The sequence below is a fragment of the Kitasatospora sp. NPDC056800 genome (genome assembly GCF_042789775.1).
Lineage (GTDB): Bacteria > Actinomycetota > Actinomycetes > Streptomycetales > Streptomycetaceae > Kitasatospora.
Genome location: NZ_JBHUAL010000020.1, coordinates 26,282 through 43,014 on the forward strand (window position 1 = coordinate 26,282; position 16,733 = coordinate 43,014).

General features: G+C 76.7%; 15 protein-coding genes. 10 read left to right on the forward strand and 5 right to left on the reverse strand.

Features of this window, described 5'->3' with window-relative positions; all coding sequences use genetic code 11:
* Nucleotides 1–60: 60 nt before the first annotated feature.
* The gene (locus ACFRQN_RS07050) at nt 61–1,512 is read right to left on the reverse strand and encodes an RNB domain-containing ribonuclease (RefSeq protein ID WP_117487492.1); all 1,452 of its coding nucleotides are present in this window, start codon (nt 1,510–1,512) and stop codon (nt 61–63) included.
* Between the two features lie 111 nt (nt 1,513–1,623).
* Between ACFRQN_RS07050 and ACFRQN_RS07055 the strand changes: the two genes are divergently transcribed.
* A complete protein-coding gene (locus tag ACFRQN_RS07055; RefSeq protein ID WP_079271747.1) occupies nt 1,624–2,073 on the forward strand; it encodes a DUF3995 domain-containing protein in 450 nt (149 codons plus the stop codon).
* 10 nt (nt 2,074–2,083) lie between these two features.
* Entirely contained in the window at nt 2,084–2,869 is a 786-nt protein-coding gene (yaaA, locus tag ACFRQN_RS07060) for a peroxide stress protein YaaA (RefSeq protein WP_049659172.1), read from the forward strand.
* A gap of 21 nt (nt 2,870–2,890) precedes the next feature.
* Here yaaA and ACFRQN_RS07065 read toward each other — a convergent pair whose 3' ends face one another.
* Genes ACFRQN_RS07065 through ACFRQN_RS07075 form a run of 3 tightly spaced genes read right to left on the reverse strand, consistent with a single transcriptional unit; the run spans nt 2,891 to nt 5,638 of the window.
* Complete coding sequence (locus ACFRQN_RS07065; RefSeq protein ID WP_380738823.1) at nt 2,891–4,030, reverse strand: bifunctional RNase H/acid phosphatase; 1,140 nt, start codon at nt 4,028–4,030, stop codon at nt 2,891–2,893.
* Between the two features lie 4 nt (nt 4,031–4,034).
* Complete coding sequence (locus ACFRQN_RS07070; protein WP_049659174.1) at nt 4,035–4,778, reverse strand: zinc ribbon domain-containing protein; 744 nt, start codon at nt 4,776–4,778, stop codon at nt 4,035–4,037.
* A 23-nt stretch (nt 4,779–4,801) separates the two neighbouring features.
* Complete coding sequence (locus tag ACFRQN_RS07075) at nt 4,802–5,638, reverse strand: Nif3-like dinuclear metal center hexameric protein (RefSeq protein ID WP_049659175.1); 837 nt, start codon at nt 5,636–5,638, stop codon at nt 4,802–4,804.
* Nucleotides 5,639–6,284: 646 nt separating this feature from the next.
* Between ACFRQN_RS07075 and ACFRQN_RS07080 the strand changes: the two genes are divergently transcribed.
* From ACFRQN_RS07080 to ACFRQN_RS07090, 3 genes are all read left to right on the forward strand, one after another.
* Nucleotides 6,285–6,662, forward strand: coding sequence for a hypothetical protein (locus ACFRQN_RS07080; RefSeq protein ID WP_380738825.1), 378 nt, complete (start codon nt 6,285–6,287; stop codon nt 6,660–6,662).
* A gap of 2 nt (nt 6,663–6,664) precedes the next feature.
* Nucleotides 6,665–8,650 (forward strand): alpha/beta hydrolase family protein, encoded by a 1,986-nt coding sequence (locus tag ACFRQN_RS07085; RefSeq protein ID WP_380738827.1) that lies wholly within the window; start codon nt 6,665–6,667, stop codon nt 8,648–8,650.
* 616 nt (nt 8,651–9,266) lie between these two features.
* The gene (locus tag ACFRQN_RS07090; protein ID WP_158077660.1) at nt 9,267–9,440 is read left to right on the forward strand and encodes a hypothetical protein; all 174 of its coding nucleotides are present in this window, start codon (nt 9,267–9,269) and stop codon (nt 9,438–9,440) included.
* A 149-nt stretch (nt 9,441–9,589) separates the two neighbouring features.
* Here ACFRQN_RS07090 and ACFRQN_RS07095 read toward each other — a convergent pair whose 3' ends face one another.
* The gene (locus ACFRQN_RS07095; RefSeq protein ID WP_380738829.1) at nt 9,590–10,672 is read right to left on the reverse strand and encodes an alcohol dehydrogenase catalytic domain-containing protein; all 1,083 of its coding nucleotides are present in this window, start codon (nt 10,670–10,672) and stop codon (nt 9,590–9,592) included.
* Nucleotides 10,673–10,833: 161 nt separating this feature from the next.
* Here ACFRQN_RS07095 and ACFRQN_RS07100 point away from each other — a divergent pair, with 161 nt between their 5' ends.
* The 5 genes from ACFRQN_RS07100 to ACFRQN_RS07120 all read left to right on the forward strand — a co-directional run bounded on the left by ACFRQN_RS07100 (nt 10,834) and on the right by ACFRQN_RS07120 (nt 16,574).
* Nucleotides 10,834–12,234: a M48 family metallopeptidase gene (locus ACFRQN_RS07100; protein WP_380738831.1), complete on the forward strand. Its 1,401-nt coding sequence runs from the start codon at nt 10,834–10,836 to the stop codon at nt 12,232–12,234.
* A 131-nt stretch (nt 12,235–12,365) separates the two neighbouring features.
* A complete protein-coding gene (locus ACFRQN_RS07105; RefSeq protein WP_380738833.1) occupies nt 12,366–13,019 on the forward strand; it encodes a class I SAM-dependent methyltransferase in 654 nt (217 codons plus the stop codon).
* A gap of 134 nt (nt 13,020–13,153) precedes the next feature.
* Entirely contained in the window at nt 13,154–14,419 is a 1,266-nt protein-coding gene (locus ACFRQN_RS07110; protein WP_380738835.1) for a hypothetical protein, read from the forward strand.
* A 7-nt stretch (nt 14,420–14,426) separates the two neighbouring features.
* Nucleotides 14,427–15,467 (forward strand): N-acetylmuramoyl-L-alanine amidase, encoded by a 1,041-nt coding sequence (locus ACFRQN_RS07115; RefSeq protein ID WP_380738837.1) that lies wholly within the window; start codon nt 14,427–14,429, stop codon nt 15,465–15,467.
* Nucleotides 15,468–15,662: 195 nt separating this feature from the next.
* Entirely contained in the window at nt 15,663–16,574 is a 912-nt protein-coding gene (locus ACFRQN_RS07120) for a hypothetical protein (RefSeq protein WP_074000831.1), read from the forward strand.
* Nucleotides 16,575–16,733 lie beyond the last annotated feature (159 nt).

Sequence of the window (16,733 nt, forward strand, 5' to 3'; positions counted from 1 at the left end):
GGTGAGCCGCGCGTCCGGGTGGCGGGTGGCGTAATCCAGGTGGCACGGGGACGCGGCCCGCTAGACCGCCGTGAAGCGGACGGTCCGGGTGGCCGGGTCGGCCGTCGTCAGCCGGACGTCGATCACCCGGCCGAGCGGCAGCCCGTCCGCGGCCGTGTCGCAGCGGGCCCGGACGGCCGGGTCGCGCAGCTGGACGGTGCCGGAGCCGGGCCGCCGCTCGTCCACGTCGATGACCACGGCGGCGAAGTCCTCGCCCTCCCGGCCCGCGAGCAGCTCCGCCTCCACCAGGTCCACGCAGGCCCGTTCGACCTCCGCGGCGCGGCGGTCCCCGCCCGCCATCAGCGCCGGGACGGCCGGCAGCGCCTCGCGCACCCACTCCGGCACGTCCTCGCCCGCCGCCACCGCCGCGCACACCTCCTGGGCGAAGCGGTCGCCGAGGCGGCGCAGCGGCGCGGTGCAGTGCGCGTACGGGGCGGCGAGCGCGGCGTGCTCCGGCTCGGCGGGGGCGGGCAGGCCGCGGGACTCGTCGAAGGCGTGGTAGCCGGCGCCGCGCAGCAGGCCCGTACAGGCGTTGAGGAAGGCGGCGTTGAGCGGGACGTCCGGGTCGAGGGAACGGATCAGTTCGGGGTACGGGACGGCCTGCGGCCAGTCCACGTCGAGGGCGGCGGCGATCCGGCGCAGCCGCTCGTACCCGGTGGCGGGCGCGGCGGGCAGGGTGCGCAGCAGGCCGACGCCGGCGTCGAGCATCAGGTCGGCCGCGGCCATGCCGGTGAGCAGGGAGATCTGGGCGTTCCAGCCGTCGGCGGGGCCGGGGGCGCGGTAGCCGAGGACGTAGCCGTGCAGGGTCTCCTCGACCTCCTGTTCGGGCACCGGCAGGCTGATCCCGCCGCGGGCGCGCTCCTGCTCCTCGCGCAGCCGTCCGACGGTCGCGAACAGGGCGAGCTGCTCGTCGGCGCCGCCGAGGTCCACCGCGCGCTCGACCGCGGCGTAGTCCAGCCGGCGGTGCGAGCGGACCAGGGCGCGGCGCAGGTCGGCGAGGACGACGGCGCCGTCGGCGTCCAGGTCCAGCTGCCAGAGCAGGGCCGGGCGGGGCTCGCCGGGCAGCAGGCTGGCGGCGTCCTCGGAGATCCGGGTGGGGTGCAGCGGGACGCGGTGGTCGGGGAAGTAGAGGGTCTCGACCCGGCGGCGGGCCTCGGTGTCGATCGCGCCGCCGGGGTGGACGAACGCGGCGACGTCGGCGATCGCGTAGTGCACCCGGTAGCCGCCGCCGGGCCGGTGGGCGAGGTGCACGGCCTGGTCGAGGTCGCGGGAGCCGGGCGGGTCGACCGTGAACAGCGGCAGGTCGGTGGCGTCGTACTCCGGCAGCCGGGGGCGCTCGGCCGCCTCCTCCGCCTCGGCGAGCACGGCCCGCGGCCACTCGGTGTGGACCTCCAGGCGGGTGCGGAGCTCGGTCAGCTCGGTGTTGATCCGGGCGGAGTCGGCGGCCTTGACGCGCAGTTTTCGGCGAGGCATGCACGCCAGGGTAGAGCGGGGCCGGGCGGTTCCGGGCCAGGCTCTGCCCGGCGGCGGCGTAAGCACTCGTACGGTGGGGGCAAGTGGCCGTGCACGAAGGGGGTTTGGGCGATGGGTGCGGTGAAGGTGGCCGGGGGTGTGGTGGCTGCGGTGCTGGGGGCGACGGGGGCGCTGCACGCGGTGTGGGCGGTGACGCCGTGGCCGCTGGGGTCGGCGGAGGAGTTCGCGGACGTCGTGGTGGGGCAGGGCGAGGGGGTGCCGCCGGTGGGCGCGTGCCTGGCGGTGGCGGGGGCGCTGGGGGCGGGGGCGTACCTGGTGGGGGCGGAGGCCGGGGTGCTGCCGCAGGTGGGGCCGCGGCGGCTGCGGCGGGCCGGGGTGCGGGTGGTGGCGGGGGTGCTGCTGGCGCGCGGGGTGGCCGGGCCGGTGGTGTTCGGCCGGGTGAGTGAGCGTTCGGAGCGGTTCCGGCGGCTGAACGTGCGGTACTACTCGCCGCTCTGTGTGGCGCTGGGGGCCGGGGCGGCCGCAGTAGGGTTGCGGGGTTCGTCCGCCACAGATTGTTGAGGAGTCCGCTGTGCTGGTGCTGTTGCCGCCCTCGGAGGGCAAGGCCGGGTCCGGGGACGGCGGGCCGGTGGCGCTGGAGCGGCTGTCGCTGCCGGGGCTGACGGCGGCGCGCGGCGCGGTGCTGGACGCGCTGGTGGGCCTGTGCCGGGGTGACGAGGACGCCGCCTCCGAGGTGCTCGGCCTCTCCCCCGGTCTGCGCGGCGAGGTCGCCAAGAACGCCGGGCTGCCGACGGCGGGTGCCCGTCCGGCGGGCGAGGTGTACACCGGGGTGCTGTTCGACAACCTCGGCCTGGCCACCCTGGACGCGGCCGCGTACGACCGGGCCGAGCGTTCGCTGCTGGTCTTCTCCGGTCTCTGGGGCGCCGTGCGGATCTCCGACCGGATTCCGTCCTACCGCTGCTCGATGGGCGTCAAGCTCCCGCAGCTGGGGGCGCTCGGGGCGTACTGGCGGAGCGCGATGGCCCCCGTGCTCCCCGAGGTCGCGGACGGGCTGGTGCTGGACCTGCGCAGTTCCGCGTACGCGGCGGCCTGGAAGCCGGCCGGCGAGGTGGCCGCCCGGACCGCGACCGTCCGGGTGCTCCAGGAGCGGAACGGCAAGCGCAGCGTGGTCAGCCACTTCAACAAGGCGACCAAGGGGCGGATCGTCCGGGACCTGCTGGCGGCCGGGGCGGAGCCGAAGACCCCCGGCGAGCTGATGGACGCGCTGCTGGAGCTGGGCCACCACGTCGAGCTGGCGGCGGAGGGCACAGCGCGCAAGCCGTGGCAGCTGGACGTGGTGGTCACCGAGGTGCACTGAGCACCCCGGTGACGACGGGCCCTAGCGCAGGTGCGAGGTGTCGTTGAGCAGCCGCACCGAGGCGTTGCCGTCCGCGTAGTACTGGACGGCGCAGATCGAGGCGGCGGACAGCTCCATCCGGTACATCGAGTCCGGCGGGGCGCCGAGCGCCAGCCGGACCAGGGTCTTGATCGGGCTGACGTGCGAGACCACCAGCACGGTCTTCCCCGCGTACCGGGCGAGGATCTTGTCCCGGGCGACGCCGGCCCGGTGGGTGAGCGTGGTGAAGCTCTCGCCGCTGCCGGTCGGCTTGGCCTTGGCGGAGCCGAGCCAGGCGGTCAGGTCGTCGGGGTAGAGCTCCCGCACCTCGGCGAAGGTCAGGCCCTCCCAGGCGCCGAAGTCGACCTCGCGCAGCCCGTCCTCGTACCGGACCTCCAGGCCGAGCCGGGCGGCGACGGTCTCGGCGGTCTGCCGGGTGCGGAGCATCGGGGAGGCGACGACCGCCTGGACGCTGCCGCGCGCGGCCAGTGCCTCGGCGGCCCGCTCGGCCTGCCAGCGGCCCTTGTCGGAGAGCTCCGGGTCGCTGCCGCCGCTGCCGGAGAAACGCTTCTCCGGGGTGAGCGGGGTCTCGCCGTGGCGCAGCAGGACGAAGGTGGTGGGGGTGCCGAGGTCGGCGGGGGCGGCCCAGCCGGCCTTGGGGGCGGCGGTCTCCAGCGGCGGCTCGTCGACGGCCGCGACCGCGGCCTTGGGCTTCGGCTCCCACTGGCGGCCGTCGCGGCCCGCGTCCATCGCCTCGTTGGCCAGCCGGTCGGCGTCCTTGTTCCGCTCGCGCGGGATCCAGGTGTACGTGACCCGGGCGCGCGGGAGGACGGTGCGCGCCTCGGCGGCGAGCGGCTGCATGTCGGGGTGCTTGATCTTCCAGCGCCCGGACATCTGCTCGACGACCAGCTTGGAGTCCATCCGGACGTCCACCGAGGCGTCCGGGTCCAGGTCGCGGGCCGCCCTGAGCCCGGCGATCAGGCCCTTGTACTCGGCCACGTTGTTGGTGGCGTGGCCGATGAACTCGGCGGCTTCGGCGATGATCTGCCCGGTGTCCCCGTCACGGACCACCGCGCCGTAGCCGGCCGGCCCCGGGTTGCCCCGGGACCCGCCGTCGGCCTCGACGATGAAGCGCGCCGCCACCGGATCAGACGCCCGAGTCGGAGGTGCGGACCAGGATCCGCGAGCAGTTCTCGCAGCGGACGACCTTGTCGGCCGGCTCGGCCTTGATGGCGTTCAGCTCGGTGATCGAGAACTCGGTGCGGCAGCCCTCGCAGCGGCGCTGGTAGAGGCGGGCCGCGCCGACGCCGCCCTGGGTCTCGCGCAGCTTGGTGTAGACCTTCAGCAGGTCGGCCGGGATGACGGCGGCGACGGTCTCGCGGTCGCGCTTGACCTTCTCGGCCTCCCCGTCGATCTCGGCGAAGGCGGCGTCGCGGCGGCCCTCGGCCTCGGTGAGGACGACGGTGGAGTGCTCCAGGCGGGCGGACAGCTCCTCGACCCGGCTCTTGGCGCTCTCCTGGCGCTCCATGATCTCCAGCACGACGTCCTCCAGGTCGCCCTGGCGCTTGGCGAGCGAGCCGATCTCGTGCTGGAGGTTCTCCAGGTCCTTCGGCGAGGTGATCGCGCCGGAGTCCAGGCGCTGCTGGTTGCGGGCGGCACGGGAGCGGACCTGCTCGACGTCCTGCTCGGCCTTGGTCAGCTCGCGGGCGGTGTCGCCCTTCTGGGCCTCGGCGGCGACGACGAGGTCCTTGAGCGCGGTGTGGTCGGCGGTGACCTTCTCGATCTCGGCGTGCTCGGGCAGGCTCCGGCGCCGGTGGGCCAGCTGGTCGAGCTTCGAGTCGATGGCCTGGAGGTCGAGCAGGCGGTTCTGGTCGGCGGGCGCGGCGTTCAAGCGGAGAGCTCCTGTGAATCGGGTCAGGCGGTGAAGGACATGGGGGCGTGCGCGGTCCACGGGTCGGTGACCCGGTGGGAGACCTTGGTCTCCACGGCCCAGCCGCGCTTGTCGGCGGCGGCCAGCAGGGCCCGCTCGGCCAGGGTGAGCCAGGGCCACTCGGTGGCCCAGTGGGCGGCGTCGAGCAGCGCGACGGGCGACGCCTCCGCGGCCTCGGAGGCCGGGTGGTGACGCAGGTCGGCGGTCAGGTAGGCGTCCACGCCGGCCGACCGGACGTCGGCCAGGAAGCTGTCGCCCGAGCCGCCGCACACCGCGACCCGGCTGACCAGCCGGTCCGGGTCGCCGGAGACGCGGACGCCGGCGGCGGTGGCGGGCAGGCCCGCCGCCACCTGCGCGGCGAAGGCGGAGAGGGTCAGCGGGGGCTCCAGCAGGCCGATCCGGCCGGTGCCGCGGCGGCCCAGCGGGTCGGTCGGGTCCGGCACCAGCGGGCCGGTCACCCGCAGGCCCACCGCCTCGGCGAGCGCGTCCGAGACGCCGGGGTCGGCGTGGTCGGCGTTGGTGTGGGCGACGTGCAGGGCGATGCCGTTGGTGATCAGCGTGTGCACCACCCGGCCCTTGAAGGTGGTCGCGGCGACGCTGGTGGTGCCGCGCAGGTAGAGGGGGTGGTGGGTGACCACGAGGTCGGCGCCCCACTCCACGGCCTCGTCGACGACCGCCTGGACGGGGTCGACGGCGAAGAGCACGCGGTTGACCTCGGTCTGAGGGTCTCCGCAGACCAGGCCGACGGCGTCCCAGGACTCCGCCCACTGCGGGGGGTAGACCTCTTCGAGCGCGGTGATGACGTCGGACAGTTTCGGCACCTGTCGAGACTACCGTGCGCGCGGGGGCGGTCGGGCCTCGGCCGTACGGCCGGGCGCCGGGGGAACGGTCTCGGCCGGGTCGCGTCGCGCCTGCGGCGCCGGGCCGCCGCCGGTCCGTCGTCGGTCCGTCCTCGGTCCGTCCTCGACGCGTCGCGGCCGCGTCGGCCGGTGCCTCGTGGCCGTTCGGACAGGGGAGCTGGGGGCGTACGGGTGCACGTCAATCTGCGACGAGAGGCGCCCGGCGGGCCCCGCGCGCTCCGTACGCGGCCGCGCGCCGGTCGTCCGTTACTCACAGCAGGGTTCCCGTACGGGTTCGAAACCAGGCCTTTGCACCCTTACGAGTGAAGTGACCGGCTCTGCGTTGAGGCTTCGGTTGGCTCGAAAGTAACTTCACTTCTGCGAACAGGAGTTGCCCCGGCGGCGGCCACGACCAGGAGTCGGGCGGTGCCGTGCCGGGCCGGACGGGATCCGGGTGAGCACTCCCGTACCGGGGCGGTACCGCCGCCCCTTCCGGAAGAACCGATCAGGCCGGGCCGCCGCCCGGGTGCCGCGAGCAGTGGGCACCGGGGGCGGCGGCCGCGACGAAGGGATGTGGTGGCGAATGGGGGCGGGCACATCGCTGCGTACGGCCGGGGACAGGGGATCGGTGGACCGCGGACCGGGTGCGGCCGGTTCGTGGCCGGAGGCGGAGCGGGCGGCACTGGCCGGTGCCGGAGGCCGGGGAGGCGGCGGTGACCGGGAGGTCACCGTCGGCGACTTCCGGCACACGGCCCGGCCCGCCGGGCGAGGGCCGGTGCCGCCCGCCGTCGGTCCGATCGGCCAGGAGGACTCCGCCGTCCTGGTGCAGGAACGAATCGCCGGGCCTCCGTCGTGCCGCGGCCGGGTCGCCGCCCGGCCGGGGCAGGCCGGCGGCCCGGCCCGCCCCGGCGCCGTGGACCCGTCCGGCAACGCGGGCCCGTCCGGCACCACAGGCCCCTCCGACCCGGCGGGCCCGTCCAGCACCACCGGGGTGAGCGGAGCATGAACGTGGCCACCCGAACCATGACCCAGACGCTGCGCCGGCTGAGCTTCACCTTCGCCGCCGACGGCAGCCACGCCGCCTGCCTCGCCTCCTCCGCCGACAGCGGCTGGTACGTGGAGAGTTGGCGGCTGCCGCAGGACGGCGGACCGGCCGCGCCGACCGCGCTGCCGCTGCCCGGCAACCGCGCGGAGAGCCTGCGCTCACAGCTGGTCGCACTGCCGGACGGCTCGGTGCTGACCTGCCGGCACGACGGCGAGCGGCACGACCTGGTCCGCCTCTCGTACGGCGGGAACGGCGCCCTGGAACAGCAGTTGGGCTCGCTGCGGATGACCGGCCTGCGGGTCCTGCCGCTCCCCGCCCAGGCCGGCGCCGACCCGCGGACGCCGGTGGCGGTCGCGCTCGGCAGCGACACCCGCCCGGCGACCACCGCCTGGCTGGTGCGCACGGACGGCAGCGAGCCCGAACAGGTCGCCGAGATCCCGGGGTTGCACGGCGGCGGCACCTGGCTGGACCGTACCGGCACGCTGCTCGCGCTGGACCGGGTGAACGCGGGCCTGGTCCGCAGCGTGGTGCTCGACCTGCGCGCCGGCCGCACCTCCCCCCTGCTGGAGATCGGCCCGCAGAGCAACGACCGCCTGGTGCTGTTCGACCCGGACAGCCGGTTCGCGATGGTGCGCAGCGACGCGCCCGGCACCGACCGGCTCGGCTGGGGCGTCCTCGGCGCCGGGGAGCCGCTGCGCTTCCCCGAGTGCCTGCACGTCGCGGGCATGTTCCTGCGGCCGGTCGCCCTGCGGGTCGCGGCGGGCGGCCCCCGGGTCGCGGTGCAGATCGACCACGGCGCGGGCTCGGCGCTCGCGCTGTGGCGGCCCTCGGCCGGGCGGCTGGACCCGCTGCCGGTCCCGCCCGGGCGGCTCGGCGCGGTCGGCCACTGGGGCGAGGCGGGGCTGCGCGTGCCGTACTCCTCGCCCGACCACCCGACGGCGCTGGCCACCCTCGACGTCGACACGCTGCTGACGCACGGACCGCTCCCGCCCGTCTCCGGCCCGACGCCGCTCCCGCTCCAACTCGCGCCGCTGGCATCGGGGTTGCCAGGGCCGTGGCGGGACACCATCCTGCCCTGGCAGCCCGGCGGGGTGCGCCCGGTGCGGACCGAGCCGCCCGGCTGGCGGCTCGACGGCAGCACCCCACCCGGGGACGGCGGCCGCTGGCATCCCGCGCAGAGCCTCGAACTCGCGGGGCCGGCAGGCCCGTTGGAGGCCGTGGTGTACGGCGGGGACGCCTGGCTGAGCAGCCCGCACCTGGTGCTGGCGCTGCACGGCGGCCCGGCGGACGCCTGGCGGCTGGAGTTCGACCCGACACTGCAGCGGATGGCCGCCGAGGGCCTGGCGGTGGTCGCGCCGAACCAGCGCGGCTCCACCGGCTACGGCGTGGCGCACGCGCTGGCCATCCGGGGCGCCTGGGGCGGTCCCGATCTGGACGACGTCCTGTACCTGCTGGACGGCATCGCGGGCCAGCGCGCCGCCCTCGGCCTGGAGCCGCCGGCCCTCTTCGGGGTCAGCTACGGCGCCTTCCTGGCGCTGCTGGCGGCCTCGCACGCGCCGGCCGAGCAGGTCGCCCGCTGCGCGGTGGTCGCGCCGTTCCTGTCCGGCGCCCGGCTGCTGGCCGAAGCGGCGCCCCCCGTAGGGGCGTTGACCACCCGGCTGGGCGGCGGCGAGCAGGTCGCCGACGCCCGCGGACCGCGCGACGTGCTGCAACTGGCGCACCGGCTGAGCGCGCCGCTGCTGGTCGTGCACGGCAACCGGGACGAGGTCGTACCGGTGAGCCAGTCCCGCTCGCTGCGGCACGAGTTGCTGCGGATCGGCCGGGTCGAGGGCGAGGACTTCCGGTACGTCGAGGCGGCCGGCTCCGGGCACGAGGTGCTCGCCGATGAGGGCGCCGCCGTCCTGCACGAGCTGCTGGCCACGTTTCTGCGGACCGGCCGCCCGGGCTGACCCGCCGCCCGGTGCCGTCCCGGACACCAAGCTCGGGCCCCGAGCCCAGGCGCCAGGCCCAGACGCCAGCCCCGGGCGGCCTCCACGCCGCGCTAGGCGATCCGAGTGAACTCTCCGCAGGTGGGCGCCACTTGTCGGCCTTGGCACGGACCTGCCCGCCCCCGCCCCGGCCGTGCTGCCGGACCGGGCGGCCCGCCGTCCGGACGCCGACGCCGAGGAGCGGGTCGAACGGGCCTCCGCCGCACACGCGGGGACACTGATGATCGCCGATGATCGTTGCGCGCCGCATCAGTTCCGCACCGCGGGCGGACCCGGCTGCCGCCGCCGGACGGCGGGCGCGGGCCGCCGGCCCGGCGCGGCGGTCTCCGGGCGCCGTCCCCGCGCCGCCGCGAGCCGGTCGGCCGCAGGCCCGCTTCCGGGCCCGGGACCAGCGCGGGACTCGCGTCATGATCTCGATAGGATCTCGTCCGTCCCGGCCGTTACGGTGACCGGGGCACGGGCCGCTATCACCGGCTACGGGCGCGTACCGGGCGCCCGATCGGGGACCAGACCGTGCGCCACCGGCGCCGGCCGGGCGCCGATGACCTGCACCCTCCGCACGGAAAAGACGATTCTCATGTCCGACACCCTCACCGACACCACCGGACCCGCGGTTACCGGGACCGACGCCGACGAGAAGACGGCCAAGGACACCGCGTCGCACGGCCGCCACCGCGGTGGCTCCGCCGCCGACGACAGCCCGGAGTCCGACCCGCACGGCCGCCACCGCGCGGCCGGGGCGCTGGGCTGACCGCACCACCACCAGGGCACCGCGTACGAGGGCCCGCCGGGAGGGCACGGACTCCCCCGGCGGGCCCTCGGCTTTCCCGACTCCGTGCGAAGCCTCCGCCCGAAGTCTCCGTGCGAAGCCCCGAGCAGCGCCCCGGCCGCGGCCCGCCCTCAGCCCAGCGCCACGACCGTCCTCAGCGCCTCGCCGCTCCGCATCTGCGCGATCGCCTCGTTGACGTCCGCGAGCCCCACCCGGTGGGTGACCATGCCGTCGAGGTCGATCCGCCCGGCCCGCCAGAGGTCCACGACCAGCCCGATGGTGCGCGCCACCGTCGCCCCGCCGTAGAGCGAGGGCAGCAGGCGCTTCTCGTTGAAGAACAGCTCGCCCATGGTGAACTGCGCGAGGTCGTCCTGCGCGCCCGCGCCGATGACGACCACCGCGCCGCCGCGCCGGGCGGCCTCGTAGCCGGCCCGGACGGTGGCCGCGCGGCCGACCGCCTCGAAGACGTAGTCGAAGCCGCCGCCGGGCAGCTTCTTGGCCGCCGCCTTCAGCTCCTCGGGCGCGATCGCCTCGGTGGCGCCGAACGCCAGGGCGCGCTCGCGGCGCGAGGCCACCGGGTCGACGACGGTGATCCGGCCGGCGCCGCAGACCCGGGCGCCCTGCACGGTGGCCACGCCGACCCCGCCCGCGCCGATCACCGCGACGGAGGCGCCGGGCTCGACCCGGGCGGTGTTCACCGCGGCGCCGATGCCCGTGGTCACGCCGCAGCCGATCAGCGCGGCGGCCTCGTACGGGAGGTCGTCGGGCACCTTGATGACGGCGTTCGCCGCGACCACGACCTCCTCGGCGAAGGCCCCGGTGCCGTAGAAGCCGGAGGCGCTCAGCCCGCCCTCGGCGATCCGGAAGCCCGGGGCGCCGAGGCCGCGCAGGCTGGCGATGCAGAGGTGGCCGCGGTCCCGGCGGCAGTGGTCGCAGCGGCCGCAGGGGGCCATCCAGCAGAGCACCACGCGGTCGCCGGCGGCGAGGCCGGTGACGCCCTCGCCGACCTCCAGCACGTCCCCGGCGCCCTCGTGCCCGGGGACGAACGGCGCGGGCTGCGGCAGGACGCCGCTCATCGCGGAGAGGTCCGAGTGGCAGAGGCTGGCGGCGCGCATCCGGACCCGTACGGTGCCCGGCCCGAAGCCCACGGCCGTCACGTCCTCGCGGACGTCGAGGGTCTCCTGGCCGGTCTTGTGCAGGACGGCTGCGCGCATGGGTGCTGCTCCCGGGGTGCCTGGTGTTCCTCGGATCGGCGGTCGGGCCGATTCTGGCACGGGCGGCGCGACGCGACTAGAACGCGTTCCACAACAACCGGCCGGCGGAACTGTACGAATTCACTGTCCTTCCACCACTGCGACACGCCATGATCACCACCGTGTCGACACCCCTTCCGACGTCCTCACCGACGTCCTCACCGACGTCCCCGCCTGCGCCCTCACCGGCCTCCCCCGAGCAGCCCGCCCACGGCGCGCCCTGCCCCCGCTGCGCCGCCGCGCTGACCGCCGACCCGCGCTTCACCGCCTGGTGCCCGGCCTGCGACTGGAACCTGTCCCCCGGTCAGGACGGCGCTCCCGCGCCCACCCGGCGCGAGCGGGCGGCGGCCGACCGCACCGACCGGCTGTTCGAGGAGCAGGCCGCCGGCGGCGACTCCCCGACCGCCCGCCGCGACTGGCTGCTGGCCTCCGCCGCCGCCGGCCTGGTCCACCTGGTCACCGTCGGCCTGCTCTGCCTGGCGGTCTGGCTGCTCGTCACCGGGAGCACGGTGCAGCGCTGCGCGGGCGTGGTGGCGCTGGTGGTCGCGGTCGCGCTGCGGCCCCGGCTCGGCCGGGTGCCGCGCGACCAGAACGTCCTCGACCGCGCCTCGGCCCCGGCCCTGTACGGGCTGGCGGACCGGGTGGCCGCCGAGCTGGGTGCCGCGCCGGTGGCCGTCATCCGGGTCACCGACGAGTTCAACGCCTCCTACGGGCTGGTCGGGCTGCGCCGCCGTCCCGTCCTCGAACTGGGCCTGCCGTTCTGGGAGGTGCTGGACGACCGGCAGCGGATCGCCCTGCTCGGCCACGAGTTCGGCCACCACGTCAACGGCGACCACCGCCGCTCGCTCTGGCTGCACAGCGCGGTCTCGGCGCTCGCGGCCTGGTACGGCATGGTCCGGCCCGACCGGCCGGGCCGCGCGCACGGCGACGAGCTCTCGCTGCTGATCCGGATCGGCGCGCTGGTCGGCGCGGTCGTCCTGCGGGCCGTCGCCTGGCTGCTGCTCCAGGGCCTCTACCTGTTCGACCGGCTCACCTCCCGCGCCGGGCAGCAGGCCGAGTACCGCGCGGACGCCCTCGCCGTCCGGGTCGGCGGCAGCGAGGCGGCCGGCGGGATGCTCGCGACGCTCCTGCTGTTCGGCCCGGTGTGCACCGCCGTGGGCCGGATCCGCGCCGAGGAGCGCCGGCGCCCCCGGACGGTCCGCCGCGGCCGGGGCCGGGGCCCGGAGCGGCCCGAACAGTCCGAGCGGCCGAAGCCGCCCGCCCCGGAACTGCTCTGGGAGCGGCTGCGCGAGCACCTCGGCTCCGTCCCCGCCACCGAGCACGAGCGCCTGCTGCGGCTCAGCGCCCGTGACCACGCCGCCGTGGACTCCACCCACCCTCCGACCCACCTGCGGATCGCCCTGGTCGAGCGTGCTGAGGCCCGGCCGGCCGCCGTCACCGCCACCCCCGCCGAGGTCGGGGCGATCGCCGCCGAGCTGGCCCCGCACCGCGCCCGGATCGCCGCCGACCTGCTCGCGGGCTGACCGCCGCCCGAGCGACGCACGGCACCAGTCGGCACCGGTCGGCGCCGGCCGCCCCGGCGGCGCCGCTACCGCTACCGTCGAGTAGGGTCCGTGCACGTCCGCCCGCGTCCCGACCCCCCGAGGAGCACCGCATGTCCGACCTGCTGCTGAGCGCCGAGCCGGCACCCGAGGTGCTGGCGGCGTTCGAGGAGGCCACCGGGTTCATGCCGGTGGACGAGGGGCTCGCGCTGTACGCGGCGGTGGTGGAGGCGGCCCGGACCACCGGGCTGCCGGTGCTGGAGATCGGCACCTACTGCGGCCGCTCGGCGATCCTGCTCGCGGCGGCGGCCCGGGAGGCGGGGACGGTCGCGCTGACCGTCGACCACCACCGCGGCTCGGAGGAGCAGCAGCCCGGCTGGGAGTACCACGACCCGACCCTGGTCGACCCCGAGGTCGGGCTGATGGACACCCTGCCGCGGTTCCGCCGCGCCCTGCACGCCGCCGGGCTGGAGGAACACGTGGTGGCGCTGGTCGGCCGCTCGCCGCGGATCGCCGCGCTGTGGGGGCGCCCGCTGGGCCTGGTGTTCATCGACGGCGGGCACACCGACGAGCACGCGACCGGCGACTACGAGGGCTGGGTACCGCACCTGGCGCCGGAGGGCCTGCTGGTGGTGCACGACGTGTTCCCCGACCCGGCGGACGGCGGCCAGGCCCCGTACCGGGTGTACCTGCGGGCGCTGGCCGAGGGCTTCGAGGAGGTCTCGGTGACCGGCTCCCTGCGCGTCCTGCGCCGCGCCGCCCGGTAGGAGACGCCGTTCGTTCCCGGGCCCCGCGCCGATGCTCTAACGTCGTGCCGGGGCTGCCGGGCAGGGGTTCGAACGGTACGGTGGCCGCGCAGCACCAGGCAGAGCATCGGCGGACGGTGGGGGCCAGCAGCGACATGACGGACCAGCAGAACAGCGCTCCGGCGGTCTGGGACCCGACCGCGCGCGGCGGCGCCGGCGGCTGGGTGCGCGGCCCGCAGCGCCCGGCCGACGCGCAGCCCGTCCCCGAGGCGCCCGCCACCCCCCAGCCTCCCGCGGCCCCGCAGTCCACGGCCCCGCAGTCCGCCGCCCAGCCCGGTCCGATGGCCCCGCCGCCCTCGCCCGGCGCCGTCGGCGACCAGGGCCCGCCGCTGGGCGCCCGCCCGTACCTGGCCGCCTCGCCCGGCTACGACCCGCCGACCGCCCGGCTGTTCCCCGGCGCCGCCCCGCCGCCCCCGGCCGCCCCGCCGGCGTCCTCGCCGTTCCCCTCCCACGCGGGTCCGCCGTCCCACGCCCCGCAGCAGGAGACGCGGCAGACGCCCGGCTACGACTACCTCCTGCAGCCGCCCGCCGCCCCGCCGCAGTCCCCGTACGGCGCGCAGCCCCCGTACGGCAGCCCGCTCCCCTACGGCGCCCAGCCCGACTACCCGACCGGGACCGCCCACGGGGACGACGAGGACCGGCCGACCAACCGCAGGGCCCCGCTGCTGATCGGCTTCGCGCTGCTCCTGGTGCTGGCGGTCGGCGGCGGCCTGCTGTTCGCCCTGCGGGGCGGCGGCGACAAGGACGGCCAGGCCGCGCCCGCCCCGGCCTCGGCCCCGGCGACCGGCGCGGAGAACCCGCCGCCCGCGCCCACGGGTGCGGACGGTGCGCCGAGCGCCGCCGCGAGCGCGTCCGGCTCGCCCGCCGGTACGCCGTCGCCGAGCTCGACCGCTCCCGGTCCGGGCGCCAAGGCGCAGGCCCAGGCGCTGGACGGCCTGCTCAGCGAGGGCGAGAGCGCCAAGGCCCCGATCGGCAGCGCCGTCGCCAAGGTGACCAGCTGCCCGCCGAAGGCCGACATCGAGAGCGCCGCGCAGGACTTCGACAACGGCGCGAGCCAGCGGACCGCCCTGCTGGCCAAGCTCTCCCAACTGAGCGTCACGGACGTGCCGGGCGGCGCGGACGCGGTGAACTCCCTGAAGTCCGCCTGGCAGTTGTCCGCCGACATAGACAAGGCGTACGCGAGCTGGGCGCGCGCCGTCGCCGCCCAGGGCTGCACCGGCCGGGCCCCGGCCACCGCCGACAAGAAGCACGCGGACGAGCTCAACCCGCAGGCGACGCAGGCGAAGACGGACTTCATGACGAAGTGGAACGCGATCGCGAAGAGCTACGGCCTGACTCCGCGCACCCAGGACAGGATCTGACCGACCAGTGACCGGCACCGCCCCCCGACCGCCCCGCCGCTCCGCCCTGCTGCGCGCCACCACCGCCGCGGCCGTGGCCGTTCCGCTCTGCACGGCGGGCTGGTTCGGCTGGCGGGCCCTCGACCACTCCGGCCCGGCGGGCGCCACGGCGGCCCCGGCCGCGTCGGCCCCCGCCGCATCGTCCCCGACTGCCGACCCGGCTTCGGCGCCGCCCGCCCCGACGGCCACGGACCAGCCGGGCACCGCCGACCCCGGCGCCCCGGCCGACGGCACCGCCGCGCCCCTCACCCCGCCGGTCGCACCGCCGCCGTCCACCGCCCCGGCCGCCGACGCCCCGCCCGCGCCCGCCGACGCCGCGGTCCTGACCGGCCGCACCGTCCTGCTCGACCCCGGCCACAACCCCGGGAACTCCACCCACACCGCCGAGATCAACCGCCAGGTGGACATCGGCAACGCCCGCAAGGAGTGCGACACCACCGGCACCGAGACCAACGCCGGCTACACCGAGGCCGAGTACACCCTGGACGTCTCCCGCCGGGCCCGCGCCCTGCTGGCCGCCCGGGGCGCCACGGTGGTCCTGGTGCAGGACGGCGACCGGCCCTGGGGCCCGTGCGTCGACGAGCGGGCCCGCGCGGGCGCCGACGCCCACGCCGACGTCGCGGTCTCGGTGCACGGGGACGGCGGCCCGGCGAGCGGCAGCGGGTTCCACGTGATCATGCCCGCCCGGGTGGTGGCGGGGAAGGCGGACAACGCGGCGATCGTCGCCCCCTCGCGCCGGCTCGGCCTCCTGCTGCGCGACCGGTTCCACGCCGCGACCGGCGAGCCGTACGCGGACTACATCGCCAAGGACGGCCTGGACACCCGCTCCGACCTGGGCGGCCTCAACCTCTCGACGGTCCCCAAGGTGTTCATCGAGTGCGGTAACATGCGCAACTCGACGGACGCGAAGCGGATGACGGACCCTCAGTGGCGCCAGCAGGCGGCCCGGGGGATCGCCGACGCGCTGACCGCTTTCCTGACGACCCAAGAGAAGACCGAAGAGCGGTAAGGGAGTTGGGCCGCGACCGGCGGAGGACGACGCTCCGCCCGGACCGCACGGTTTGCAACGACTTCACCCCATTCCCGGTCCCGCCGTGCACCGGCAGGACGGTTGGGCCTAGGCTTCTGGTCCGTTCGGGAGTTTCGGCCGGTCGGCCCGACCGCGCGAACCACCGTCCACGACACGTCAACGAGGGGAACGTTAGTGAATCTGCGCGCTCTCACCAGGGGAGACGCCGCCGTCGCAGGCGCGGCCGTCCTGCTCTTCATCGCCTCCTTCCTGCCTTACTGGACCGTGGACTGCGGCAACAGCCGGTACTGCCCGCCGTCGCAGAACGCGTGGAGCACGGACCTGTTCCCCATCCTGCCGTCGATCTACCTCCTCGGCATCGCCGCCGCGGTGCTGATCCTGGTGCAGCGCTTCCAGGGTGCGGCCGCGGCCAACCGCCAGGTGCTCGGCCTGCGGCTGGACCAGTGGGGCATCGCCCTCTCCGTCGCGGCGCTGTGGACCTCGGTCTGGGCGCTCGGCGGCGGCACCTCCAGCTCCGTCGTCAGCCACGGCTTCGGCGCCTGGCTCGGCTTCATCGCGCTGCTCGCGCTGGCTGGCGCGGCCGCCGCGGGCCCCCTGGTGCCCGCACTGAAGGCCCCGCTGGCCGCCGACCGCCCGGCGGCCGTCCCCGGCCAGTACGGCTACCCGGGCCAGCCCGGTCAGCCGGGTGCCCCCGGCCAGCCCGGCCAGTACGGCTACCCGGCCCAGGGCCACGACCCGGCGTTCGGCGGCCAGGGCGGCTACGGCTACCCGGGTGCCGGCCAGCCGCAGCCCGGCCAGCCGGTCCAGGCCGCCCAGCCGCACGACGCCGGCGCCCCGGCCCCGCAGCCGGTCCCGGCCGCGCAGCAGGCGCCCGCCCCGGCGGCGGACTTCCAGCCGTTCTGGTTCGCCGTCCCGGCCCCGCGCCAGCTGGCCCCGAAGGACAACCCGGCCGGTGCCCCGGTCGGCGAGGTCGTGCCGGGCACCTGGTACCTGGCCGTCGAGCAGCGCGGCGCCGCGCTGGTCGCGCAGCTGCCGGACGGCAGCCAGGGCGTGCTGGCCGACACCACGGGCATCCAGCGCGGCTGAGACAGCACGGCTGACGCCCGCGGACGCACACCGCGAAGGGGGGGGGCCGGGTGGGCCGGGCCGCCCCCGCCGCCGGGTCGCGCCCGGTGGGCGCCCGCGGGGGGCCGCCCCCCCCCGCCCGTGGGCCGGGGCGGCGGGGGGGGCGACAACCCGGCGCGC

Bases quoted from the DNA above. Each gene is read 5' to 3' on its own strand.
- ACFRQN_RS07090 (WP_158077660.1), top strand. From the start codon at position 9,267: ATGTCCGACACCCTCACCGACACCACCGGACCCGCGGTTACCGGGACC.
- ACFRQN_RS07095 (WP_380738829.1), bottom strand. From the start codon at position 10,672: ATGCGCGCAGCCGTCCTGCACAAGACCGGCCAGGAGACCCTCGACGTC.
- ACFRQN_RS07055 (WP_079271747.1), top strand. From the start codon at position 1,624: ATGGGTGCGGTGAAGGTGGCCGGGGGTGTGGTGGCTGCGGTGCTGGGG.
- ACFRQN_RS07110 (WP_380738835.1), top strand. From the start codon at position 13,154: ATGACGGACCAGCAGAACAGCGCTCCGGCGGTCTGGGACCCGACCGCG.
- ACFRQN_RS07050 (WP_117487492.1), bottom strand. From the start codon at position 1,512: ATGCCTCGCCGAAAACTGCGCGTCAAGGCCGCCGACTCCGCCCGGATC.
- ACFRQN_RS07105 (WP_380738833.1), top strand. From the start codon at position 12,366: ATGTCCGACCTGCTGCTGAGCGCCGAGCCGGCACCCGAGGTGCTGGCG.